The sequence below is a fragment of the Sneathiella marina genome (assembly GCF_023746535.1).
Classification (GTDB): Bacteria; Pseudomonadota; Alphaproteobacteria; order Sneathiellales; family Sneathiellaceae; genus Sneathiella; species Sneathiella marina.
In genome coordinates this window covers 1,247,262-1,270,146 of sequence record NZ_CP098747.1, presented here as the reverse complement: position 1 = coordinate 1,270,146, position 22,885 = coordinate 1,247,262, and the positions used below count along the sequence as shown (strand labels likewise).

The 22,885-nt window shown below is 49.2% G+C and carries 18 protein-coding genes and 1 pseudogene; 1 reads left to right on the top strand and 18 read right to left on the bottom strand.

Annotation, left to right across the window (positions count from 1 at the left end; all coding sequences use genetic code 11):
- Nucleotides 1-8: 8 nt before the first annotated feature.
- The 6 genes and pseudogenes from NBZ79_RS06065 to NBZ79_RS06035 form a co-directional block, all read right to left on the bottom strand.
- Nucleotides 9-383 carry a nitrile hydratase accessory protein gene (locus NBZ79_RS06065; RefSeq protein ID WP_251936390.1) on the bottom strand — a complete coding sequence of 125 codons (375 nt, stop codon included), beginning with the start codon at nt 381-383 and terminating at the stop codon, nt 9-11.
- Nucleotides 380-1,044: pseudogene (gene nthB, locus NBZ79_RS19665) on the bottom strand (nitrile hydratase subunit beta). The gene NBZ79_RS06065 and the pseudogene nthB overlap by 4 nt, the downstream one beginning before the upstream one ends.
- A gap of 30 nt (nt 1,045-1,074) precedes the next feature.
- A complete protein-coding gene (nthA, locus tag NBZ79_RS06050; protein WP_251936386.1) occupies nt 1,075-1,683 on the bottom strand; it encodes a nitrile hydratase subunit alpha in 609 nt (202 codons plus the stop codon).
- A gap of 17 nt (nt 1,684-1,700) precedes the next feature.
- Nucleotides 1,701-3,215: an amidase gene (locus NBZ79_RS06045; RefSeq protein WP_251936385.1), complete on the bottom strand. Its 1,515-nt coding sequence runs from the start codon at nt 3,213-3,215 to the stop codon at nt 1,701-1,703.
- A 480-nt stretch (nt 3,216-3,695) separates the two neighbouring features.
- Nucleotides 3,696-4,994 (bottom strand): GGDEF domain-containing response regulator, encoded by a 1,299-nt coding sequence (locus tag NBZ79_RS06040; protein ID WP_251936384.1) that lies wholly within the window; start codon nt 4,992-4,994, stop codon nt 3,696-3,698.
- 127 nt (nt 4,995-5,121) lie between these two features.
- Complete coding sequence (locus NBZ79_RS06035; protein ID WP_251936382.1) at nt 5,122-6,657, bottom strand: acetyl-CoA acetyltransferase; 1,536 nt, start codon at nt 6,655-6,657, stop codon at nt 5,122-5,124.
- A 375-nt stretch (nt 6,658-7,032) separates the two neighbouring features.
- Here NBZ79_RS06035 and NBZ79_RS06030 point away from each other — a divergent pair, with 375 nt between their 5' ends.
- Complete coding sequence (locus NBZ79_RS06030; protein ID WP_251936380.1) at nt 7,033-7,878, top strand: TauD/TfdA dioxygenase family protein; 846 nt, start codon at nt 7,033-7,035, stop codon at nt 7,876-7,878.
- Nucleotides 7,879-8,029: 151 nt separating this feature from the next.
- Here NBZ79_RS06030 and NBZ79_RS06025 read toward each other — a convergent pair whose 3' ends face one another.
- From NBZ79_RS06025 to NBZ79_RS05970, 12 genes are all read right to left on the bottom strand, one after another.
- Nucleotides 8,030-9,763, bottom strand: coding sequence for an AMP-binding protein (locus NBZ79_RS06025; protein WP_251936378.1), 1,734 nt, complete (start codon nt 9,761-9,763; stop codon nt 8,030-8,032).
- A gap of 23 nt (nt 9,764-9,786) precedes the next feature.
- Nucleotides 9,787-10,575, bottom strand: a complete 789-nt coding sequence (locus NBZ79_RS06020; RefSeq protein WP_251936376.1) for an ABC transporter ATP-binding protein — start codon at nt 10,573-10,575, stop codon at nt 9,787-9,789.
- Nucleotides 10,576-10,580: 5 nt separating this feature from the next.
- Nucleotides 10,581-11,297: an ABC transporter ATP-binding protein gene (locus NBZ79_RS06015; RefSeq protein WP_251936374.1), complete on the bottom strand. Its 717-nt coding sequence runs from the start codon at nt 11,295-11,297 to the stop codon at nt 10,581-10,583.
- The gene (locus NBZ79_RS06010) at nt 11,290-12,321 is read right to left on the bottom strand and encodes a branched-chain amino acid ABC transporter permease (protein ID WP_251936372.1); all 1,032 of its coding nucleotides are present in this window, start codon (nt 12,319-12,321) and stop codon (nt 11,290-11,292) included. Before NBZ79_RS06010 ends, NBZ79_RS06015 begins: the two co-directional genes overlap by 8 nt.
- Nucleotides 12,321-13,187 carry an ABC transporter permease subunit gene (locus NBZ79_RS06005; RefSeq protein ID WP_251936369.1) on the bottom strand — a complete coding sequence of 289 codons (867 nt, stop codon included), beginning with the start codon at nt 13,185-13,187 and terminating at the stop codon, nt 12,321-12,323. The genes NBZ79_RS06010 and NBZ79_RS06005 overlap by 1 nt, the downstream gene beginning before the upstream one ends.
- A 102-nt stretch (nt 13,188-13,289) precedes the next feature.
- The gene (locus tag NBZ79_RS06000) at nt 13,290-14,510 is read right to left on the bottom strand and encodes an urea ABC transporter substrate-binding protein (protein WP_251936366.1); all 1,221 of its coding nucleotides are present in this window, start codon (nt 14,508-14,510) and stop codon (nt 13,290-13,292) included.
- Between the two features lie 544 nt (nt 14,511-15,054).
- Nucleotides 15,055-15,714 carry a carbonic anhydrase gene (locus NBZ79_RS05995; RefSeq protein WP_251936364.1) on the bottom strand — a complete coding sequence of 220 codons (660 nt, stop codon included), beginning with the start codon at nt 15,712-15,714 and terminating at the stop codon, nt 15,055-15,057.
- 19 nt (nt 15,715-15,733) lie between these two features.
- The gene (locus tag NBZ79_RS05990; RefSeq protein WP_251936362.1) at nt 15,734-16,186 is read right to left on the bottom strand and encodes a hypothetical protein; all 453 of its coding nucleotides are present in this window, start codon (nt 16,184-16,186) and stop codon (nt 15,734-15,736) included.
- A gap of 3 nt (nt 16,187-16,189) precedes the next feature.
- Nucleotides 16,190-16,873: a respiratory nitrate reductase subunit gamma gene (gene narI / locus NBZ79_RS05985; protein WP_251936360.1), complete on the bottom strand. Its 684-nt coding sequence runs from the start codon at nt 16,871-16,873 to the stop codon at nt 16,190-16,192.
- A gap of 9 nt (nt 16,874-16,882) precedes the next feature.
- Nucleotides 16,883-17,578: a nitrate reductase molybdenum cofactor assembly chaperone gene (gene narJ, locus NBZ79_RS05980; RefSeq protein WP_251936358.1), complete on the bottom strand. Its 696-nt coding sequence runs from the start codon at nt 17,576-17,578 to the stop codon at nt 16,883-16,885.
- Nucleotides 17,575-19,128 (bottom strand): nitrate reductase subunit beta, encoded by a 1,554-nt coding sequence (narH, locus tag NBZ79_RS05975; RefSeq protein WP_251936356.1) that lies wholly within the window; start codon nt 19,126-19,128, stop codon nt 17,575-17,577. Before narH ends, narJ begins: the two co-directional genes overlap by 4 nt.
- Nucleotides 19,129-19,137: 9 nt before the next feature.
- A complete protein-coding gene (locus tag NBZ79_RS05970; protein WP_251936355.1) occupies nt 19,138-22,878 on the bottom strand; it encodes a nitrate reductase subunit alpha in 3,741 nt (1,246 codons plus the stop codon).
- Nucleotides 22,879-22,885: the final 7 nt, after the last annotated feature.

Sequence of the window (22,885 nt, the reverse complement as noted above, 5' to 3'; positions counted from 1 at the left end):
GCAATCACTCAGCCTGCGCCTTTAATGAGAACAGGTGCTTCCCCGAAGCCACGATGCTCATCCGCCGCCCGCCAATCTTCTTTAACAGCAACCAGATCCTCAACACTTGCCACCTGCTTTTCCGTAACAAGTTTTTCTAACGCATTTAACCAGTGATTATAATAAGTATCCCCCAAATCAGGATCGCCATCCGCCTGCGCCATTTTTATTTCGCTGGACAGAATCTCACACCACTCTGTCCAATCGAACACACCATGGTTGTGCAGGTCAAGTGTCATTGCAAAAGCTTTTGCTTCCCACGGTGCTGCGAAGACAGGACCTCCCTCATCATGAGGCAAATGCGGCGTTCTTTTTAAGTCAGACCCCTTGATATAATCGTTCATGATGCTGCTCGCATATAGTCGTCGAACATATCAATATACAAAAACATGTTGTCGCTATGATCTTCACCCCAGAGCTCCTGGAATGAAAATTTGACAGAATATACATGTTGAGGTGTTTCACCCTTACCGTGAGCACTGGTATCAGGAAAGGCGAATACGCCATGATCCCGGTCGACGGTCCCTTTTTTACCACGCACATAGCGGGGTAAACGGGTGTGATGAACCGGATTAATGTTCCTGATTTCCACGGCATCGCCGGTCGAAAATTTAGGGGCGATATCCTCATCTATACGCGCCGATGCGCCCGTGCCTAATAAGCCTGGAACGATATCTGTTGTAAGTAAGGGCATCAGGCGTCCTCCATCGCGATATGTTTTTTGCGTTCATCAAGTTCATCTTGCGTCACAACACCTTTTTCCGTCAACAAAGTTTCCAAAGATGACAGCCAATGTTCATAGTAACTGCTTTCCAGGTAATGCGCCGGATCCATTCGTTCGATCGCATGGCGAAATTCGTCCACGTTATAATGTCCGCCCGCAAAGCAGGACACAAACATTCCCATCATTCGCTTTTCCCACTCATCATGGAAAACCGGCTCATTTTGCTCAGCTTTCACCGGACCTAAACCATCCATTCCACCAAGATCATGTATTCCATTCATTGTTTTTATCTCCCGTTAGTAAGGCTGGTTTCAAGCAGAGGCAGCTAGACCGGTTCCAATCATGGAATCACGTGTGACAAGCTCTACGAGGTCTTCTTCGCTCATGCCATCGGTACCCTCCGGCCGCCTGGGAAGAACCAGATACCGCAGTTCGGCATTACTGTCCCAAACCCGAATTTCAGTATCTTCGGGAATTGACACGCCGAAATCATCCAAGACACCACGCGGATCTTTTACAACTTTCGCCCGATATGGTGCCGCTTTGTACCACACGGGCGGCAATCCTAATGTTGGCCACGGGTAACAAGAACATAATGTACAAACAACCATATTGTGGATGCTGTCCGTGTTCTCGACCACCAGCATATCCTCTCCCTGAACACCGGAATATCCCAGCTCCTTGATGGCATCAGTCGCATTTTCCAGCAACCGTTTTTTAAAGTCCGGGTCCGTCCAGGCCTTTGCCACGACTTTTGCACCATTTCGCGGGCCAATTTTAGTCTCATATGTTTCGACAATGAGGTCAATTGCTTCGGTATCTATTAATTTTTTCTCCGTTAGCACAGATTCCAGCGCCTTGACGCGCAATTCCACCTCTGAAAGAGGTTTATTATGTGGATGATCATGATCGTGAGCCATTTGTTTCTCCTCTGAAGTTAGATTGTTTTCCAGTCAGCTGATGAGGCAAAAGCATCCGCAGCCTGATAAATTGTTTTCTCGTCATAATGTTTGCCGATCAGCATAGTACTGACAGGCAAGCCATCACGCATGCCGCAGGGAATTGCCATTGCCGGATGTCCCGTTACGTTGAACGGCGCCGTATTCGGCACCATCTCAAATGCCCGTTGCAGGTAAAGCGCCAGCGGTGCATCGGCCTCCGGCAACGGCGTTGCCTTCATCGGCGTTGTCGGCATCAAAAGCAAATCATACTCTTTCAATGCGTCATCATATGCCGCCGTAAGTCGGCGCGCGATATTCATTGATTTAGAGTAATAATGCCCCCGATAATGGCGAATAAAATACTCCCCGACAAACATACTGATTTTCAAGGAGTCCGAAAGCTCATCAGCGCGATCCCGCCAGTTGGCATGTGCATCCAGAAGGCTGGTCGTATGCAGCCCCTTCCAATTCATTCCCATCCCATTACCATGCATCATCTGCCACTGTAGGCCCTCGAGTGTAATAGGTGTCCAAATCGCGGCACCGGCCAAATGCATGGGAATAGAGACATCACTGACTGTCGCCCCTAGCTGTGCAAAACGATCTGCTGCTGCCCTAACGCTATCGTCAACGTCACTTTCACTGCTTTCAAATCCAAAGCCTTCACCAACAACACCTATTTTCAAGCCCTTGACATCCTTGCCAAGCGCGTCCGTATAATCTTCCGATTTTGCGTTATATTGCCGCGGATCCAAGCCGTCTTCACCTGCAATGACTTCCAACATCAAGGCGTTATCCGCAACCGTTCTGGTGATTGGGCCGAGATGATCAATGGTGGCTTCGATTGGCATAGCACCACTATAAGGAACCAGGCCATGCGTTGGTTTCATCCCGTAGGTTCCACTAAAAGATGAGGGCAATCGGACAGAACCGCCCTGATCACCACCAATGGCCATATCAACTTCGCCTAATGCCGTCAGCACCGCACTCCCCGAGGAAGAGCCCCCTGAAGCATACCCCATTTTATGCGGGTTATGGACGGGGCCCGTTGCATTCGTATGGCTTCCGCCTGATAAACAGAAGAATTCACAATGCGCCTTACCTTTAATGACGGCCCCTTCATCCAGCAGCCTGGTCACAACCGTTGCGTCGAGGTCGGGCATATATCCTTCCAGAGTTGAGGCACCGTTCATCATCGGAACACCGGCAACACAAACATTGTCCTTCACGGCAACCGTTTTTCCGACCAATTTCCCTTTCCCGCTTCCCTTGATTTCAGATTTTACATACCAGGCATTATGTGAGTTTTCCTCAGGAGAGGGTCGGTAACCAGGTGTCCTTGGATATTTGACGATGGGTTTCTCATCGGGCAGGGACTCAATCAAGTCATAGGCGGGGAAATTCCCCTCCATGGCCGCAAGAAACTCAGCTACGCGTTCTGAGCTCATAGACATTCCGAGATCAGCAACAATCTCCTCCAATTGGCCTTGTGTCGGGCGTTTTACGGTCATAGCTTAATCACACTCCATTTATCAGTTAAGTTAAATTAATTTCAGTCATGTATTCGAAAGGCGAAACGAAATCTTGCCTTTTACAGATTCCCATAAGGACTTCATTTAGTTTTGAACGCCGCACTTTCTTCTAATTATATTCCACGGAAATCAGTATGTAAGATGACTGAAGGTTAATAGAATATATTTTCCATTTCAAGTAAAATTTACATTTGGGATATATGAAAAACAGCATGACGGTTAAACGAAAGACATTTTCATGGGGATGTCACGTCCCCGTCGATAAGTAGATTTGGTTTGGAAAAATTGCGCGAGAAAGATTAAAAAAGTTTCAGAAAACTATTGAGACTGAAACTGAAAATTTACATTCATCCCGCTCTGTTCGCGATAATTTCCGGCCTCTAAAAGCAGCTTGATTTGCAATTCCAAGCCTTAGTCTCGCGTATCCCTGTTTAATCAGACAATCGCACTTTTATTATTTTAGCCGTTTGATATCAGGGATGCTTTCTGTTCCGAGTATTTTTCAACACGGTTGCGACCGTTTTCCTTGGCCTGATACAGTGCTTCATCGGCAAATTGTATCAAGCTATTGAAATCTTTCCCGAAATTATTGGCAAAATCGATATCTGTAAATCCAATACTGATTGTCGGTCTAATTTCGTCACCATTTTCTTCAATAATAACTTCTTCTACGGCAGTTCTAAAATCATCAAGGACTTGTTTAGCTTGTGCGGCATTTATATCTATACCGACAAAGGCAAATTCTTCGCCGCCGACACGGGCGAGTAGGTCTGATGCTCGGCATCTATTTGAAAGTTTGTCCGCTACAGCTTGTAGGACCTTATCCCCAATATTGTGTCCCCATGTATCGTTGACACTTTTGAAAAAATCAATATCCATCATCGCAACTATGGCGGACATATCCTGACGAACAGCGTTCTCGAAAAGGGTCTCGCCCATGGTAAAAAATGTTCGTCTGTTCGGCAAACCCGTAAGAAAATCATTGGACGCGACATGATGAAGTTCGTTCATATGCTCTACAAGATTGATGTTCTGGTGAATACGACAGAAGAATTCTTCGCGATGGAAATTTTTATTTATGAAATCATTTCCGCCAGATTTCAAAAACCTAGCAGAGATATTTTGCTCAGATCCGGCCGACAAGCCGATAATTGCCAAATTCCAGTTCGGATAATTCTTGCGTATCTGTTTGGTAAGCTCAATGCCATCCATATTTGGCATAATGAAGTCTGTAAGCACTAAACTGATATCAAGATTTTTTTCTAGTATCTCAAGCCCTTCTTTTCCGCTTGATGCCGTAAGCACATTGAAATTATATCGCTTTAGAAGGTTGGATATAAATTGCTGAGCAGTTTTACTATCATCCACGTAAAGTAGTTTTGTCGTGGCATTTTTAAAATAACGTCTCACCATCTTGATCAGACTAGAGATACTGGTTGTGTTGTTTTTGAGTACATAATCAATGACCGGTTTTGAAAACACCTGCTTATGTAACTTTTCTTCCATCAGAGAGGAGAAAACGAAGATTGGAATATTGTGAGAAATTACAAGATCAACTATTTCGCCGTCAGGGGCATCTGGCAGATTTAAATCCAGTAATGCTAACTGAAAATTGTATTTTCCCGATCTTAACAGTTCCATGGCTTCGGACATGGAGGAGGCGATTATAACAATCGTATCGTCAATCTGCTCTTCAATGGATTGTTTTATTTGATTTGCAAAAAGGCGGCTGTCTTCAACTGAAAGAACATATTTCATACGTGTACTCGGCACCATAAATTTACTCCGAGAACATGTTACTCCGTAATCCGTTTCAGATTAGTTAAAAAGGGACCCCTATCAACCGGTCCAGGGATGGTTTCTGAAATCCGGCTATCTATTGCCTCTAGACAGGCGTGAAGATATTCTGTCCGTCCTTGTTGACAACCTGGCCCTGCACACCAAGAAAATCCTGATCCACCATATTTTGCAGAAGCACCGGGTCCTCCGGCGTGTTGGCGATAAATCGGCGACCATCCTGCAATTGGCCAAACAAAATGGCATAAGACGGCCCTTCCCGATCATGCATGACTGTATATGTTTCCACTTGGGCCAAACCGTGAGCAATCTCTGCGACATCAGGGCCTTTATGATCATTGATGGCTTGTTGGTATATAACGGGGTCTTTCGGAGCAAAGGGTTGTGCTGTTGGATCCGTTGAATAAATGCCCACTGATTGCTTGGTCACGTAATTGCCATTGGCGGTGATCATGCCCCGGCTACCGGGCGCTTTTCGAACCTCGTTCATCATTTCGGCAATTGCATGGGTCACGTAATTATTTCCGGGGCCACCAAAATACGGAAGCCCGCCAGTCACAGTCAGCCCGCGCGGATCCTCTTCCTCAATTCCCATTTCCCGGCAGGCAATTTCCACAGAAGACGGGAAGCAACTGTACAAATCAAATTTATCAATGGCCGAGATATCAATATTTGCCATTTCCAGCGCTTCCTGCGCAACCACCCGCATAGCCGGAGAGGAATGGAAATTATGGCGGTCTGAGATATACCAGTGATCATAGGCGTCCGCGCACCCATGCAAGTAAACCCACCGATCCTCCGAGATGCCTAATGCCTTAGCCTTGGCGACAGAGGTCAATATCACGGAGGAAGCCTGGTCAATATATGCATTGGCATTCATCAGTTTCGTATAGGGAAAGCCGATAAAGGGGTTGTCCGCGCTTAGCGTTGATATTTGTCGGGCGCTATACCCTTGCCGCCGATCTGCCAGCGGATTGCGGCTGGCAATGTCCGAAAAACCTGCAAAGAGAGCCCCCATTGCTGTCAAATGCTCAGATATGGACCGACCTTTATGGCCGCGAATAGCGTTTTCAAATAATGGATAGGCAAATATGGCGCCCGCCATGCGGTGCCGCTCCTCATTTTCATTCCAGCCACGGGTCGCAACTCCCCATTGCTCCGGTTCACCCCCCGCATCCTCGTTCCAGTCAAGGTCGACCTTCGCTCTCCTGGCATTTCTTTGGGTGGCGAGCGCTTCACCGCCGCAAATAAGGGCCGCATCCACCTCCCCGGCTGAAATCTTTTCCCCCAATCGATTGATACACCATTGCGGCATGTTCCCACCTGGGTAGGTATAAATATGCCGTTTGGCACCGCTGTTCCCAATCCGGTCGGCAATGGATTTGGGCGGATTTGAAGCCCTTCCAAAGGGGCTCGCGAACCGCCAACTGGTATCAGAGAAAGAGCGGATCACAACAATGGTATCCAAAGACGATAGAAGGGCATTGCCACCGCCCGCATCTTCCGCAGCTTGCCGCGCGGCCGCTGCGGTCAGGTCAAGGGGGCCAAGGGCCAAATTTGGATCAGGTTCGCGTTGTGTGACTTGCCCGCAACCGATTAGGATGGGAATCCGGTTATAGTCCATAGGCTTTTCTCTTTTTATTATTATCAAGTGCCAAAGGGTGCCTGTGATTATGTGAGCTACTGCTAATTACTGTCAATGGGGTGTTATCATATTAACTCCCCGGCGAATAAATAATGATGATCCAAAAATACCAGGCAGCGCGCCAGGCTATAAATTTATCGGCCCCGACCCCGGCTGCCGGACAGGACTGCATCTTCTTTGGAAGAGAAAATCCCAGCGTCCGAGAAAACCTTCTTGACGATAGGGTGGCAGGTGTTTCAAGCTTTACGTCCAGGACGAATAAAGGTGAGATAAAACCAGGTCAAAGTTTCATAAACAGGCTTTGTCAGCAACTGGCAATTCAATGTCAGGTCAAAAACAATCGGAGAGAGAATAATGTTGAGCAAAGAACCGGAAATAGAAGTGACGCCCGTAGCGGGTGCCTTGGGTGCTGAAATCTCCGGCATTGATTTAAGCCACGATCTTGACGACAATACGGTTGCACAAATTCGTCAAGCACTGCTGGAATATTTGGTCATATTCTTCCGTGATCAGGACATTACGCCTGAACAGCATCTTGCTTTCGCCGAACGTTTCGGTACCCCCGTTGCGTATCCTCTTGTCAAAGGACTGGAGGGTTTTCCCGAAATTATTCCTGTATTGAAGCTGGAACATGAAACGGTGAATTTTGGCGGCCTTTGGCATTCGGATACGACTTATAAGGAGTGCCCACCTTTAGGGTCCATTTTGCTGGCGCGGGAATTGCCCCCTTACGGCGGGGATACTCTTTTCGCCAATATGTACAAGGCCTATGAAGGTTTATCTGACGGCATGAAAGAGGTGCTCTCCGGCCTCAAGGCAATCAATTCATCAGAAAACCCCGTTGCTAAATCCACCCGTCAAGCGCGATTGGACGACAGTGGCAAAATGCCTGCGGAAACTGTTCTTGAAGCCATACACCCCGTTGTCAGAACACATCCTGAGACGGGCCGCAAAGCCCTGTTCATTAACCCCGGCCACACCGTAAGGTTCGAGGGCATGACGGAAGCTGAAAGTACCCCTATTCTCGATTTTCTCTATCAGGAACAGATTAAGCCTGAATATACCTGCCGATTTGTTTGGCGCCCAGGATCCATTGCCTTCTGGGATAACCGTTCAAGTCAGCACAATCCAATAAATGACTATCACGGATACAAGCGCTTGCTCCATCGCATCACTCTGGAGGGGGACCGCCCATTTTGAAAATGACGCGTTTCCAAACCTGCTAGAGAGTTTTCCTGCATTTGAAATCCTGCTTTAATCATTTTCCCCGAGAGAACGAGAAATGTTCATGTTTCAAGACCCAAAGACATAGCCGTAATTTCCTCTTAAACTCCAATCTTCGACTACATATTTACGGCTGGTTCAAAAGCTCCATCATCTGATCACGCATAACAAATTTCTGAGGTTTTCCTGTAACCGTCATCGGTAATTCAGAAACTATGCGAACATGTTTTGGGACTTTATAGTGGGCGATCTGGTTCTTACAATAGCTTTTGACATCACCTTCGTTAAGCTTTGCACCGCTTTGTGGCACAATCCAGCAGCAAACCTCCTCCCCGAACTTTTCGTGAGGAATGCCAAATATCTGCACATCCTGGATATCCGGGTGGGTGAATAGAAACTCCTCTACTTCCCGGGGGTAGATATTTTCACCCCCGCGAATGATCATATCCTTGAGGCGGCCAACGATTGCACAATATCCTTCTTCATCCAGAATGGCCAAATCACCGGTTTTCATCCAACCGCCATCGACTATGACTTCTTTTGTTTTTTCTGCATCATCCCAGTAACCCTGCATAACAGAGTAACCTCTTGTCCAAAGCTCACCTTTTGTACCGACTTGTGTAATTTCGCCCCCTTCATCCATAATTTTTACTTCGATATTCGGGTGGATACGGCCGACAGTGGCCACACGTTTTTCTATGGGATCATCTACATTGCTTTGAAATGAAACAGGTGATGTTTCCGTCATGCCATACGCTATCGTTACCTCCGACATATTCAGTTGCGCGACAACCTGTTTCATCACTTCGATCGGGCATGGCGCGCCTGCCATTATCCCCGTCCTTAAGGTCGATAAGTCAAAATCATCAAGATGTGGATGATCCAGCAACGCAACAAACATGGTTGGCACGCCATAGAGAGCCGTACATTGTGTCTCTGATACAGCCTTCAGAGTTTCTTCGGGTTCAAATGCCTCACCGGGGAACACCATGCATGCCCCTTGCGTCACACAGCCGAGCGAGCCCATCACCATACCAAAGCAATGATAAAGCGGAACAGGAATACAGAGCCTGTCTGTTTCGGAAAAATTCATGCGGCCGACAACATTCGCCGCGTTATTGATAATGTTGGAATGCGTCAATGTCGCGCCTTTCGGCGCACCCGTGGTGCCAGACGTAAACTGAATATTAATTGGGTCGTCCGGTGATAGTGATTTAGTGATTTCCTCCAGCCGCAATTGTTGCGCAGGACCCCCCAGTTTCATGATATCTGTGAACGCCAGTATTCCGGCACCCGGATCTTCATGAATGCCAATGACAAATTTTAAATTCGGCAGAGCTTTTGATTCCAATTGAACCTGCTCGGATAGGGCCAGTTCCGGCACCAGTGTCCGGATCATCTCAAAATAATGAGAGCTTTTGAATTTCTCGGCAGTAATCAGAGCCGTGCAGCCTGACTTTTTTAAGGCATATTCAAGTTCCGATAACCGATAGGCCGGGTTAATATTGACAAGGATCAACCCGATACGGGCCGTCGCATATTGTGACAATATCCATTCCAGATTATTCGGGGACCAAATACCGATACGATCGCCTTTTTCAAGGCCAAGTGCCAGTAATCCAGACGCCAACAAATCAATTTCCCGGTCGAGATCGTAATATGACAGGGCCACATCCTGAGCCGGAACTATTATTGCATCTCTGGGGCCAAATTTTGCAACTGTTTCGCGAAATACTTCAGGAATAGTCTTTTTTATCAACGGTTTTGACCTGTCCCCTGCAACATATGACAGTCCATTCTTCGGGAAAATATCACCCTTCTCCTGTAGCGCCCCTGCCATGCTGTCTCTAAGACTGTCCATCGTTCCTCCCTCCTCTCAGAAACCTAAACATTTTCCGATATTTCCTGTTCATCTTCACCGTCAAGGCCCACTGTGGCACGTGTGGATCGCGCCGCACCAAATCCAAGAAACCGGTCGACTTTTTCCCTGTCTGAAAGCTCGCTTCGGGAAAGTGATCCTGTAATCTCTCCCCGCTCCAGAACAAGCACGCGATCCGATAAATCCGCAATAAAATCGAAATTCTGCTCGACCAGTAAAATGCCAAACCCGCGTCGGTTTCGTTGATCAATGAGGGTATCGGCCATTTCCTCGATTATCGAAGGCTGAATACCTTCCGTCGGCTCGTCAAGTAACAGAAAATCCGGCGCCTGCATTAAACACCGTGCCAAAGCCAGCAACTGTTGTTCGCCTCCTGAAAGGGCGCCCCCCTCACGATCGAGCAATCGTTCAAGACGCGGGAAATCCGATAAAATCTGGGCGATCAAATCAGCTTCACTTCCCTGGCCCATATTGCGATAGGCAAATCTAAGATTTTCCTGCACTGTGAGCTGGGGGAATATTCCCCGTCCCTGCGGCACATAGCCAATCCCCAAGCGGGCCCGGGCATTTGTCGGGTATCTTGTTACATCCGTGTTCGCATATTCGATGGTTCCCGATTTCGTCGGTAAAAACCCCATGACCGCTTTTAATAAAGTGGTTTTTCCCATGCCATTATGGCCCAGAATGCCGACGATTTCATTTTCATAAACATCTAGATCAATCCCGTGTAACACCGGTACTTTGCCGTATCCGCTTGCAACATCCTTCAGTCGAAGCAACAGTTTTTTTTGCATGACGGTTATGCCTTTTTCCCAAGATACACATTACGGACGGTCTCATTTGACATGACGGCATCCACATGATCGTCCATAAGGACGCGCCCTTGATGAAAAACCGTCACATTTGTCGCAATTGTGCGGATAAACTGCATATCGTGCTCGACGATAACGATTGCTGCTGTTTGTTTCATTTCATGGATAATCTCGATCATCTGATCAACATCATGCGACGTCATTCCAGCCGCCGGCTCATCCAGCAGGACCAGCCAGGGGTCGCCCGCCGCGACGATGCCCAGTTCAACCCGCTGCCGTTCACCATGTGCAAGGCGGCCAACTTCCGTATTGGCGACATCCTCCAGCGACAGCCTCTCAATCACTTCTGTGGCTTTGTCGTTCGCCCTGTTTGTCGAAACAAAACGGCGGGCTGCCAGCCAGATATTTTCACGGACTGAAATGCCATCCATAACGCTCGGTACTTGGGTTTTTATGCCAACGCCAAAGGAGGTAATGGAATGGGTATCCCAGTTAGTAGTCTCTTCGTTCTTCATCGTAACAGTGCCAAGAGAGGGCCGCAGGAGGCCTGTCAGACATTTAAAAAAAGTACTCTTACCAGCCCCATTCGGACCGATCAGGCATCTGAGTTCTTGAGATTTCAGTTCAAAATCAACATTATCACAGGCTGTTACGCCGCCAAATTTCATCGTGAGACCGATTGTTTCCAGCACTGTTTCAGTCATTTGACGATGCCTCCGCCTTATTCGGATAGATCTTCGCGCGACCATTAAACCTGGTTACAAAATACTGTCCGATACTGTCCATTGCGGGGACCAACCCCTTTGGCAGGAACAAAACAAAAAGAACCAGTATCAGGCCCATTATGATGGCGTTATCAATGAGCATCTGCTGACCCAGTATAAATTTTAAATAGGCTAGCCCGGCCGCACCGAGAAGAGGCCCGAGACGTGTTCCCAATCCGCCAACTATGCACCAGATAATAATCTCAGCTGTTTGTCCGAGGCTAAACAGGCTTGGCGTGACAATTTCTGCCCAGTTGGCGAAAAGCGCACCCGACAATCCGGCAATCGCACCGCCCGCGGCAAATAGGATCGTTTTACGTGCCCGGACGTCATAACCCATAAGGGACACGCGCTGTTCATTCTCACGGATAGCAACAGCAACACGCCCAAACGGGCTTGCCAGCAACCAGTTGACGAGCCAATAGGTAATGAAAAGCAAGCCGAAGGTTACATAGTATAAATTATCGCCGAAGACATATTTGTCAGGATAGCCTGGTACATTCAGAGTCTGATATCCAGGTATACCGTTAAACCCGCCCAGGCGAGCGTCACCAATAATATATTCAGGGCCAGCCGTGGAATTCATAAACTTGAAAAATATCAAGGTGACGACAAGTGTGATTATCCCAAGATAGACATCTCCCAGACGCCCGTAAAACATCATGGCTCCCAGGATCAACGCAAATATGGCTGGCAGCAAAACAGCTATCAACATTGGCAACGTACTCTCGCCAAAATTTATGGCGGAAACAGCATAGGCATATGCTCCCAGCCCGAAAAATGCCGCCTGCCCGAAACACAATATACCGCCGAAACCCCAAATCAGCCCAAGGCTCATTCCAAGCATTCCATAAATAAGGAGCAACGTTAAAGTGAAGGTACTAATGACCATCGGCAAGAGCAACATAACCGCACCCGCGACAGCAATCGAGAGGGCAAACCTGCGGACCGTAATCTCTCTCATTACAATTTTCCTCGAAAAAACCTACCTGTGACGCCCTGAGGAAGTAATCTCAACAAGATCACGGCGGCCACGAGAAGCGCTACATCACCGAAAACAGGAGAGATTGAGAACGTGAACGCCTGATTAACCAGGCCAAAAATGGATCCACTACTAACCAAGCCCGTGATAATAGAGGGTCCACCTGCAATAACCGTAATAAATGCCTTGGCGATATAAGCACCGCCGGATGAGGGAACAAGTCCGACAAGGGGCGCCAGCACAGCGCCGGCAAGCCCTGACAAAGCAGAGCCAACAAAGAACGTCGCCATATAAATTTTGTCCGGGCTATAGCCCATGGCAGACGCCATCTCCGGGCTTTGCATTGTGCCGCGTGCAATCAGCCCGATCCGCGTGTATTTCAAAACGGCGTAAATGAGCACTACGAGAAGTAACGCAACAATGATGATGAAGAAATTATATCCGTTTATCTGGTAATCTCCGAAGGTCATACCTGGTATCGGTGTGGAAATACCCGTCGTAGTGTTCCCGAAAATCATCGTCACAAGGCCAACGAACAAAAGGCTCAACCCCCATGTCGCCAACATGGTATCAACCAAGCGCCCATATAAATGCCGGATGACCAGGCGTTCAACGATCAGGCCAATAATGCCGACGATCAGCGGGGCGATAACAAGCATGGCAACATAGATATTAATACCCCAGTTCACCGCAGTAATGGTCGCATAGCCTCCCATCATCATAAATTCACCATGCGCAAGATTAATGACCTTCATCATCCCAAATACTATGGCAAGGCCAGCGCTTATGAGAACCAGGCTAGCAATAGTATAGATTGTCTCGACGGCGATAACCGCAGCAAGATCCATAGGTCCATCCTTTAACATTAAAAAAGACCCGCTCTTCTTCCAAGATATTAGAAGAGCGGGAAGTTGGGAGGTTTATGTTTTGCATTAAACAGGAAGGTATCCTCAGAACTTCAATTCATGCTGTTTGTTATCATTGGGGTTTGCTTCAAGGTCGCAGACGGCCTGGGTGTCAATGGGCTGGCGCTGTTGTGAAGTTTCAAGCACTTTCATTTTTTGCCCATCAAGCTCCATGATGTGAACATCCAGAACGGCATGATGGGTCTTGGGGTCTATTGTTACCCGGCCGCCGGGCCCGTCTATTGACAAACCTGTTTCAAGAGCCTCTATGACATCATCCCGATCAGTTGAGCCTGCTTTGCGAACTGCCTCCGCCCAAGCCAGTACGCCTTGATAATTTGAAACGGCCAATTCATGTATTCCGTCGGCATCGCCATAAGCTTCTTCCCATTTTTTCTTGAAAGCAGCGTTTTCCGGCGTTTCCAGCTCCTGAGAATAATTGTATGCCACCATGATCCCATCCCCTTCCTCAGCGGTCAGGACCTTATGCTCATTACCCGCGCCCAAAGTGGTTGACGCCATGGGAATTTTTTTATTCATTCCGGCGGCGGCCCATTGCCGGAAGAAAGACATATGCGCCCCACCTACAAGCGAGGCAACAACGAGATCAGGCTTGGCTGCCTGGATTTTCGCAATGGTCGACCCGAAGTCAGAAACATCGAGAGGGAAAAAATCGACAGCAATTGTCTCGCCGCCATTTTCCGCCACATATTTCTTGATCCATTCCGCGGTGATTTGCCCATAATTATAGTCCGCAGCAAGAACATAAACCTTCTTGCCGGATTTATTCATGGCGTAGGGAATAAGGGCCTCTACCTGCTGTGCAGGTGTCACACCGGTGATGAAGATATTTCGATCGCATACACCGCCTTCATATAAAACATTGTAGAAATAAAGCGTATCTGATTTTCTCATTGTCTGGCGGATCGCTTCCCGGGAGGCAGATAAAATACCGCCATGCACCACGTCAACTTCGTCCTGCTGCGTCAGTTGTCTTCCGTATTGCGTATAGAGTGCCATATCTGACTGCGTGTCATATGCCGTAATATCTATCGGGGCGCCATTTAGTCCACCACTTGCATTTATTTCGTCTATGGCCAGCTTCATAGCCATATCCATGGGTTTTCCGTACGCATCAAAGATGCCGGACGTATCCAGTATCGAGCCGAATTTGATGGTATCTTCGGCCCGCAAGGAAAAGGGGAGCATACTGGCACCGGCCAACGCGGCAGATGCGGATAAAAAATGTCTTCTGGTAACGGTCATATGAGCCTCCAAGCTGATTACTCGAACATCTATTTGTTAGACTTAAGTCGATTTGAGTAATCTGCAGCTCGCGCCAAAAGCACGGAATGTCGCTGACATCTGTCAGTTCAGACATTTAATAACAACCAAAACATCACCTATCATTTATCCCTGTCACTATTATAGGTGATGTGACTTACAATGGTTGTTTCGCTAGGCGCCCCAGTCGTTATCGCTAACCTATCTATTCAAATCTCCCTTACCGACCGGCAATTCCTTAATGCCAACCGATATGGAGAATTATAGGGTATTTTGCTTTCCATTTCAAGCTTTTTGTTTTCCAATTCAAACAAAATTCGCACATAACGCCCGGAAATATACATTGTCAGGGCTTAAGACTGTCAAGGTTTACATTGTAATTGATTATATCTTCAGGCAGGTCCGCAAGGGAGCTTTTTCGTTCGGGCAAGGGCAGGTTTTGATGCCGGAAGAAGGGCTGCGAGGAATATCAGCGCCCTAGGCAAAATAATCCGACATTGCCTAAATATGGGCAGCTTGTCTTGACCTATTGAGGCGGAACGAGCCGTTGATATTGGCCTTTTTCATGATTGAAGCTCAGTAATTCTCCGGTTTCAATGTGGAAATACCATGCATGTAAATCCAGATTGCCTTTTTCCAACGCCCGGCGGACATAGGGATAGCCTGTCAGATTAGCGAGGGATACCAACGCCCCCTCCATTTCGCAAACCTGACATTGTTCTTCGAAATCTCGATCGCCCATCGTCGATTTCACCGCGTCCCGCGCCTCACTGATAACGTTAACCCAACCTTGTATATAATCATCTTTCGGCCTCACGTTCTCATCCTCATCGCCAGAAGACATGAGCGCACGAACGCCACCACAACCACTATGGGCCATGACAATGATATGCTCGACTTCTAGATGTGTGACAGCGAACTGCACAGCGGCGCCGATGGAAAGATGCGCATGCTGTCCAGTTTCGTAAGGCGGGACGATATTGGCGACATTATTGGCGGCGAAGATGTCGCCGAGACCTGCATGGGTCAGAATAGCGGGGTTAACCCGGCTGTCGCTACAGCCGATGACCATAACTTTCGGGTTTTGTGTTGTTGCGGCCCAGCTTCTATAGTTATCGAAATCCTGCTGGAGATATTTATGCCGAAATGCTTTATAACCCTCGATTAATTCCTGATAACGATCCATGCGTGATCCCTCCTCTACATTACAGAGAGCCCGCCAAGTCAAATCCGGCAATGCGGGCGGTTTCTGCAAGATGCAAAATATAGGACCTGACGCCTTCGCGGATGCTCCGGGTATGGAGATAGTCGCGAATTTTTTCCTCGACCGCCTCAAAAGGCAATATGGCGCCGCCGGCGTCCGAGACGCGAAATCGCTGGCTATTCTGCTCATAATATGTACGGCAAGCATCAAGTCCGGCCGCAGGGGTGACCACCTCTTTTTCCACCAATTGCATGAGCACCTTATCCAGCGCCTCCTCGGTATCATCGCGGTCGCTCAATCCCTGCCGAGACGCTTCCTGACGCAGAAGTTCGCGTATGGTCAGCGCCTGTGCTGCAGCATCGCGAGCCTGTTCCATGGACGGTGCCGAATGATATTGCATCTCTGAAAAGACGGCATTGTCATCAATTTCAGTATCATTGATAAAAATTGGCATAATTCACCCCCTCTTCCGGACAATCTGATATCCCGGCCGTAAGATATATTTCACCGGCGCGCTGAACACATGCACCAGGCGGGTGAAAGGGAAAATCAGGAAAATTGTCAGGCCAAGAAAGATATGGGCCTTGAAAATGAACGCCTCTTCCATCACAAAATCAGCAGCACCGCCTTGAAATGTCACGATATGCTGCGCCCAATTGGCGAGCGCGATCATGCTGCTACCGTCCGGATGCTGAGCGGACGCGGGAATGGTTGCAAGCCCGAGGATGAGCTGCAAATACAAAACTACCAGGATCAGGATATCGGCGAATTTACTGGTCGCGCGAATTCGGGGATCCGTCAATCGCCGCCAAAGCAGAATCGTCAGGCCAATAAAACACATGCTTCCGAATATGCCGCCTGCGATCATTGCCAGCTTTTGCTTGACGGCAGCCGTCATCACGAAGTGATAGAGTACCTCAGGTGTCAACAAGCCGACGAGATGACCGAAAAACAGCAGGATAATACCAATATGGAAAAGATTGCTGCCCCAGCGCATCCCCTTGCTTCTGAGTAACTGGGAGCTATCGGCTTTCCAGCTATAAGGGTTCTGATCATAACGGAAAATACAACCAAGGATCATGACAAGGACTGCAATATAGGGATAAATACCAAACAGAAATTCGTTTAAGTAACCGCTCATGGAATCCTCCTATTTAACCGAGTTGAGATCAGGATGGGCGGCGCTAAAATCCACCGGCATCGCAGCCGGACAAGTCGCGCAGTCTGCATCGCCGACGCCGTCGAACGCTGGGGTTTCTTCCCATTCCTTATCGAGTGCTTCGAGGCTGTCATCCCGTGCGGCCTCTTCCGTTAGTGCCCTTCGGACGAATTCCTCATCAATCTTGGCATCCGTCAATTTGGCCAGGGCGAGGAAAACCGAGCTGTAAGCGGAGCCGCGCTTCTTAAGCTTAGCGCCGATAGCAGCAACAATATGCACAACCTCACCCAGGTTTTCCTGAGCTTCTTCCGCAGGGCAGATCGAAAGATATTCCAAAAACAGGGGAAGAAAATCAGGAAGCTCACGCGCATTTACCGCGAGCCCCTTTTCCTTGTAATGATCAATCAGGTCAACCATCGCCTGGCCGCGATCTCGCGACTCGCCGTGAATATGCTCAAACAGGTAAAGCGAATGCCCGCGTCCACGATCAAACAACGAGACATACTCTTCCTGGGCCTTTAAAAGGTTTCTAGAACCCAGCCGATCCATAAACCTGACCACGGCTTTTTCAAGCTTGCCGGGCACCATTTTTTCCTGCTGCAAAACACGGGTCAATTCACCCATGTTCTCCTGAAGCTCAGGTGTCGGATAAGTAAGCAGCAAACCGAGTATTTTGAAGGTTTTCATTTGTCTCTCCTGATTTGGCCGTTCATCGTGTTTTTATGGGTTCGCCCGCCAAACAGGCTTGGCTTAGATGTTCCGCCCGAACACCCATCGCCAAAGCTGAATCCGCATTCAGAACGTGACGCGAAGGCAATTTCATTGTCGAAAGGCGTTTTGCCGGCATATTCACGATGATTTGTCGGGATGACATACCGGTCTTCGTAATTGGCGATCGCCATGATCTGGTACATGTCCTCCACCATCGCCGTCTCCAGTCCGACATGATCAAGGATGCTCTCATCGGGCGCACCCTCGACATGTTTGGTCCGCATATAGGCGCGCATCGCCAGCATCCGCTCCAACGCATGGGTGACAGGCTGTTCCTTGCCAGCTGTCAGCAAATTGGCAAGATATTTGACCGGGATGCGTAGCTTGCTGACATCGGGGATAACGCCATCGGTTTCAAGTTGGCCCTCATCCCACCGGCTCTGGATTGGGGACAACGGCGGGATATACCAGACCATCGGCAAGGTTCGGTATTCCGGATGCAAGGGAAAGGCGACTTTCCAATCCATGGCCATTTTATAGACCGGTGATTTCTTTGCCGCCGCGAGCCAGCTATCCGGAACCCCATCGCGTTTTGCCGCCGCAATGACCTCAGGGTCCGACGGATCAAGGAAAATATCGGTTTGCGCTTCATAAAGATCCTTCTCATCCGCAACGCTCGCCGCTTCCTCTATACGGTCCGCATCATAGAGCATCACCCCAAGATAGCGGATACGGCCGACGCATGTCTCGCTGCATACCGTGGGCTCCCCATTTTCGATCCGCGGGAAGCAGAAGGTGCATTTCTCTGATTTTCCGGACTGCCAGTTAAAATAAATTTTCTTGTAGGGGCAGCCTGAAACGCACATCCGCCAGCCCCGGCATTTATCCTGATCAATGAGGACGATGCCGTCCTCTTCGCGCTTGTATATGGCGCCAGAAGGGCAGGCTGCAGCGCAGGCAGGGTTCAGGCAATGCTCGCAGAGCCGTGGCAGATACATCATGAAGGTGTTCTCGAACTCCCCATACATCTCCTTCTCGATATCTCTGAAATTATAGTCCTGACTCCGCTTTTCGAATTCCCCACCGAGGATTTCTTCCCAGTTCGGGCCCCACTCCGGTTTCTCCATGCGCTCTCCGGTTATCGCGGAATGCGCCCGCGCTGTCGGGACATCCTTGGCCTCCCCGGAAGTTTGCAGATGGGCATAGTCGAAGGTGAAAGGTTCATAATAGTCGTCAATCTCGGGCAAATCCGGGTTGGCGAAGATTTTCGCGAGAAGACGGAATTTACCGCCCATCTTCGGTTTAATCTTGCCATTTGCCGCCCGAGTCCAGCCGCCATTCCACTGCTTTTGGTCTTCCCAATTGCGCGGATAACCAACACCGGGCTTTGTTTCGACGTTATTGAACCAGGCATATTCAACACCGGCCCGGCTGGTCCAGACGTTCTTACATGTCACCGAACAAGTGTGGCAGCCAATACATTTGTCCAAATTCAGGACCATGCCGATTTGCGCACGTACTTTCATTTTACCCTCCTATTCGGCGGCTTCGGTGACAAGATTTTCATCACCGAAATCAACATGTTCAATTTTCCGAACCATAACGAACTCGTCACGGTTTGATCCGACAGTGCCATAATAGTTGAAGCCATAAGACAGCTGGGCGTAACCACCGATCATATGAGTAGGCTTAACCACCGCCCGGGTGACCGAGTTATGAATACCTCCACGGGCGCCGGTCGTTGGCGATTTGGGTGTATTGATGGTTTTTTCCTGAGCATGATACATCATTGTCATGCCCTCCGGCACACGCTGCGAGACAACGGCGCGGGCGACGATAGCGCCGTTGGCATTGTAAAGTTCCAGCCAGTCGTTGTCCTTGGTATCAATCTTTTTCGCATCCACTTCACTGATCCAGACGACGGGGCCCCCTCGGTTCAGGGTAAGCATCAGCAGATTGTCGGAATAGGTGGAATGGATCCCCCATTTTTGATGCGGTGTGATCCAGTTAAGCGCGACTTGCTTATCGCCGTTGCCTTTACTGGATACGGATGACAGGGTCTTGGTATTCACAGGCCCTTTATAGAGGCAGAAACCCTCCCCGAAATCCCGCATCCATTCGTGGTCCTGATAAAATTGCTGTCGGCCCGTCAGGGTGCGCCAGGGAATTAATTCATGGACATTGGTGTAACAGGCATTATAGCTGACATGCTCATCCTCAAGGCCTGACCAGGTTGGCGAGGAGATAATTTTTCTGGGCTGCGCCTGTAAATCTCGAAAACGGAGCTTCTCGTCCTCCTTGGGCCGCGCGAGATGCGTATGATCGCGTCCGGTTGCCTGCCCCAGAGCCTCCCACGCTTTGACGGCAACCTGACCGTTTGTCTCCGGCGCGAGGGAGAGGATCATCTCCGCCGCATCAATCGCCGTTTCCAGCTTCGGTCGATCTGTGTTCGATCCATCATGATGTGTCCCGTTAAGCAGGCCGAGAAATGCGACTTCTGCGTCGGTATTCCAGTTGATACCCTTGCCGCCATTTCCGAGTTTTTCCAGCATCGGTCCGATGGAGGTAAAGCGCTGGTAGGTATTGGGATAGTCACGCTCTACAGTGATCAGGTTGGGCATGGTTTTACCAGGGATCGGATCGACTTCACCTTTTTTCCAGTCCTTCACATCGAAAGCTTGCGCAAGTTCACCCGGCGTATCATGCAGGATCGGCAGCGAAACAATGTCCTTCTCTACCCCGAGATGGCCGGGACAGATGTCCGAATAGGCTTTGGCAAGGCCCTTGTAAATCTCCCAGTCACTCCGGCTTTCCCAGGCCGGATCAACAGCCTGGCTGAGCGGATGAATAAACGGATGCATATCCGAGGTATTGAGGTCGTCTTTCTCATACCAGGTAGCGCTTGGCAACACGATATCCGAGTAGACACATGTCGTCGACATTCTGAAGTCGAGCGTCACAACAAGATCGAGCTTTCCTTCCGGTGCCTCATCATGCCAGGTAACTTCTGATGGTTTTTGCGCGTTGCTATCGCCCAGATCCTTACCGAGAACACCATTTTTTGTGCCCAAGAGATGCTTGAGCATATACTCATGGCCCTTGCCCGAAGACCCCAACAAATTGGAGCGCCAGACGAAGAGATTACGCGGGAAATTCTTCGGATCGTCGGGATCCTCACAAGAGAATTGAAGGTCTCCTGATTTCAGCTTATTGACCACGTGATCCGCGCCGGAAATTCCAGCCGCATCAGCTTCACGCGCAAGCTCCAGCGGGTTCTGACTCAGCTGCGGTGCTGATGGCAGCCAACCCATCCGCTCAGAGCGCACATTACAGTCAAGCAGCGAGAGATTTTCCCATTTTTTCTTGTCAGCAGTCGGCGACAGAATTTCACCCAACTCAAGCTTTTCATAACGCCATTGATCGGAATGACTATAGAAAAAGCTGGTGGAATTCATATGACGTGGGGGACGGTTCCAGTCTAGGCCGAAAGCGAGCGGCTGCCAGCCAGTTTGCGGACGCAGCTTTTCCTGCCCCACATAATGCGCCCAGCCGCCACCAGACTGTCCGATACATCCGCACATGATCAGCATATTCATGATCCCGCGATAGATCATATCCATATGGTACCAGTGATTAACGCCCGCCCCGAGAATAACCATCGAGCGACCGCGGGTTTTGTCTGCATTATCGGCAAATTCACGGGCGACTTTTATCACGTTGGCGGCTTTTACACCGGTAAAGCGTTCCTGCCAGGCCGGAGTATAAGGAATGTTTTCATCGAAGGATTTGGCGACATTGCCTCCGCCGAGACCGCGGTCTATTCCGTAATTTGCCACCATCAAGTCGAACACGGTGGCAACCAGGATATCGCCCTCCGCTGCCTTGATTGTTTTCACCGGCACATGCCGCTCAAGAATACCGTCATGGTCTGAATGGCGAAATATCGGCTGCTCATTCTCTAGATTTCCGAAGTACGGAAAGCCGACGGCGACAACGTCATCCTTATCGTCAATGAACGTCATTTCTGGAGATATTTCGCTACCGTCAACCGCGCATTTCAGTTCCAGGTTCCATTTGGCACTTTTATCCCAGCGTGATCCAACAGTACCGTTTGGTACTTTGGCAGTCTTCGATTTGCCGTCATAAAGGACCGGTTTCCAGTCAGCGTTCTCGGTTTCTCCGATGGCATCTATGAGCTCACTGGCCCTGAGCGTCCGCCCGGCAACATAATGATCGCCCTGTTTTTCAAGCCGTACAAGGAAGGGCATATCCGTATATTGCAGGCAATAGTCATGAAAATAGCTGGATCTGCCAGATAGATGAAATTCTTTCAGGATTACATGGCCCATAGCCATAGCCATGGCGCTATCGGTCCCCTGCCGAGGGTTAAGCCAAAGATCAGTTAGCTTGGCGACTTCCGAATAATCGGGCGTCACGGAAACCGTTTTGGTCCCCTTGTAGCGAACCTCTGTGAAAAAATGAGCATCCGGAGTACGTGTCTGCGGAACGTTCGACCCCCAAGCAATAATATAACCCGAATTATACCAGTCGGCACTTTCCGGAACGTCCGTCTGTTCACCCCATGTCTGCGGAGAACTTGGTGGCAAGTCGCAATACCAGTCATAAAAACTCATGCATACGCCACCGATCAGGGACAGGTAGCGGCTGCCCGCAGCATAGGAAACCATGGACATCGCTGGAATTGGCGAAAATCCGATAACCCGATCCGGGCCATATTCTTTTGCAGTATAGATATTGGCCGCGGCAATGATCTCGTTCACTTCCTCCCAATCGGCACGGACAAATCCACCAAGCCCGCGTATCTCTTTATACTCGCGCATCTTCGATGGGTTTGAAGCAATACTGCCCCAAGCATCAACTGGGTCGGGATGCAGTTTTTTGGCTTCTCGCCAAAGTTTGATCAAACGACTGCGAATAAGAGGGTATTTCAGTCGGGCTGCACTATAGAGATACCAGCTATAACTGGCGCCGCGTGAGCAGCCGCGTGGCTCGTGATTGGGTAGATCCGGTCGCGTCCTTGGATAATCAGTCTGCTGGGTTTCCCAAGTCACCAGGCCATTCTTGACGTAGATTTTCCAAGAACAGGATCCAGTGCAGTTCACTCCGTGGGTCGAACGGACAATTTTGTCATGGGCCCAGCGCCCCCGGTAAGCATGCTCCCATTCCCGGTTTTCATCTGTGGTGATGCCATGTCCATCCGAAAATTCTTCTGGGCTGGCGGTGAAATAACTGAGCCGGTCTATCAGGTTGCTCATAAAAAAT

Bases quoted from the DNA above. Each gene is read 5' to 3' on its own strand.
- NBZ79_RS06065 (WP_251936390.1), bottom strand. From the start codon at position 383: ATGAACGATTATATCAAGGGGTCTGACTTAAAAAGAACGCCGCATTTG.
- nthA (WP_251936386.1), bottom strand. From the start codon at position 1,683: ATGGCTCACGATCATGATCATCCACATAATAAACCTCTTTCAGAGGTG.
- NBZ79_RS06045 (WP_251936385.1), bottom strand. From the start codon at position 3,215: ATGACCGTAAAACGCCCGACACAAGGCCAATTGGAGGAGATTGTTGCT.
- NBZ79_RS06040 (WP_251936384.1), bottom strand. From the start codon at position 4,994: ATGAAATATGTTCTTTCAGTTGAAGACAGCCGCCTTTTTGCAAATCAA.
- NBZ79_RS06035 (WP_251936382.1), bottom strand. From the start codon at position 6,657: ATGGACTATAACCGGATTCCCATCCTAATCGGTTGCGGGCAAGTCACA.
- NBZ79_RS06030 (WP_251936380.1), top strand. From the start codon at position 7,033: ATGTTGAGCAAAGAACCGGAAATAGAAGTGACGCCCGTAGCGGGTGCC.
- NBZ79_RS06025 (WP_251936378.1), bottom strand. From the start codon at position 9,763: ATGGACAGTCTTAGAGACAGCATGGCAGGGGCGCTACAGGAGAAGGGT.
- NBZ79_RS06020 (WP_251936376.1), bottom strand. From the start codon at position 10,575: ATGCAAAAAAAACTGTTGCTTCGACTGAAGGATGTTGCAAGCGGATAC.
- NBZ79_RS06015 (WP_251936374.1), bottom strand. From the start codon at position 11,297: ATGACTGAAACAGTGCTGGAAACAATCGGTCTCACGATGAAATTTGGC.
- NBZ79_RS06010 (WP_251936372.1), bottom strand. From the start codon at position 12,321: ATGAGAGAGATTACGGTCCGCAGGTTTGCCCTCTCGATTGCTGTCGCG.
- NBZ79_RS06005 (WP_251936369.1), bottom strand. From the start codon at position 13,187: ATGGATCTTGCTGCGGTTATCGCCGTCGAGACAATCTATACTATTGCT.
- NBZ79_RS06000 (WP_251936366.1), bottom strand. From the start codon at position 14,510: ATGACCGTTACCAGAAGACATTTTTTATCCGCATCTGCCGCGTTGGCC.
- NBZ79_RS05995 (WP_251936364.1), bottom strand. From the start codon at position 15,714: ATGGATCGTTATCAGGAATTAATCGAGGGTTATAAAGCATTTCGGCAT.
- NBZ79_RS05990 (WP_251936362.1), bottom strand. From the start codon at position 16,186: ATGCCAATTTTTATCAATGATACTGAAATTGATGACAATGCCGTCTTT.
- narI (WP_251936360.1), bottom strand. From the start codon at position 16,873: ATGAGCGGTTACTTAAACGAATTTCTGTTTGGTATTTATCCCTATATT.
- narJ (WP_251936358.1), bottom strand. From the start codon at position 17,578: ATGAAAACCTTCAAAATACTCGGTTTGCTGCTTACTTATCCGACACCT.
- narH (WP_251936356.1), bottom strand. From the start codon at position 19,128: ATGAAAGTACGTGCGCAAATCGGCATGGTCCTGAATTTGGACAAATGT.
- NBZ79_RS05970 (WP_251936355.1), bottom strand. From the start codon at position 22,878: ATGAGCAACCTGATAGACCGGCTCAGTTATTTCACCGCCAGCCCAGAA.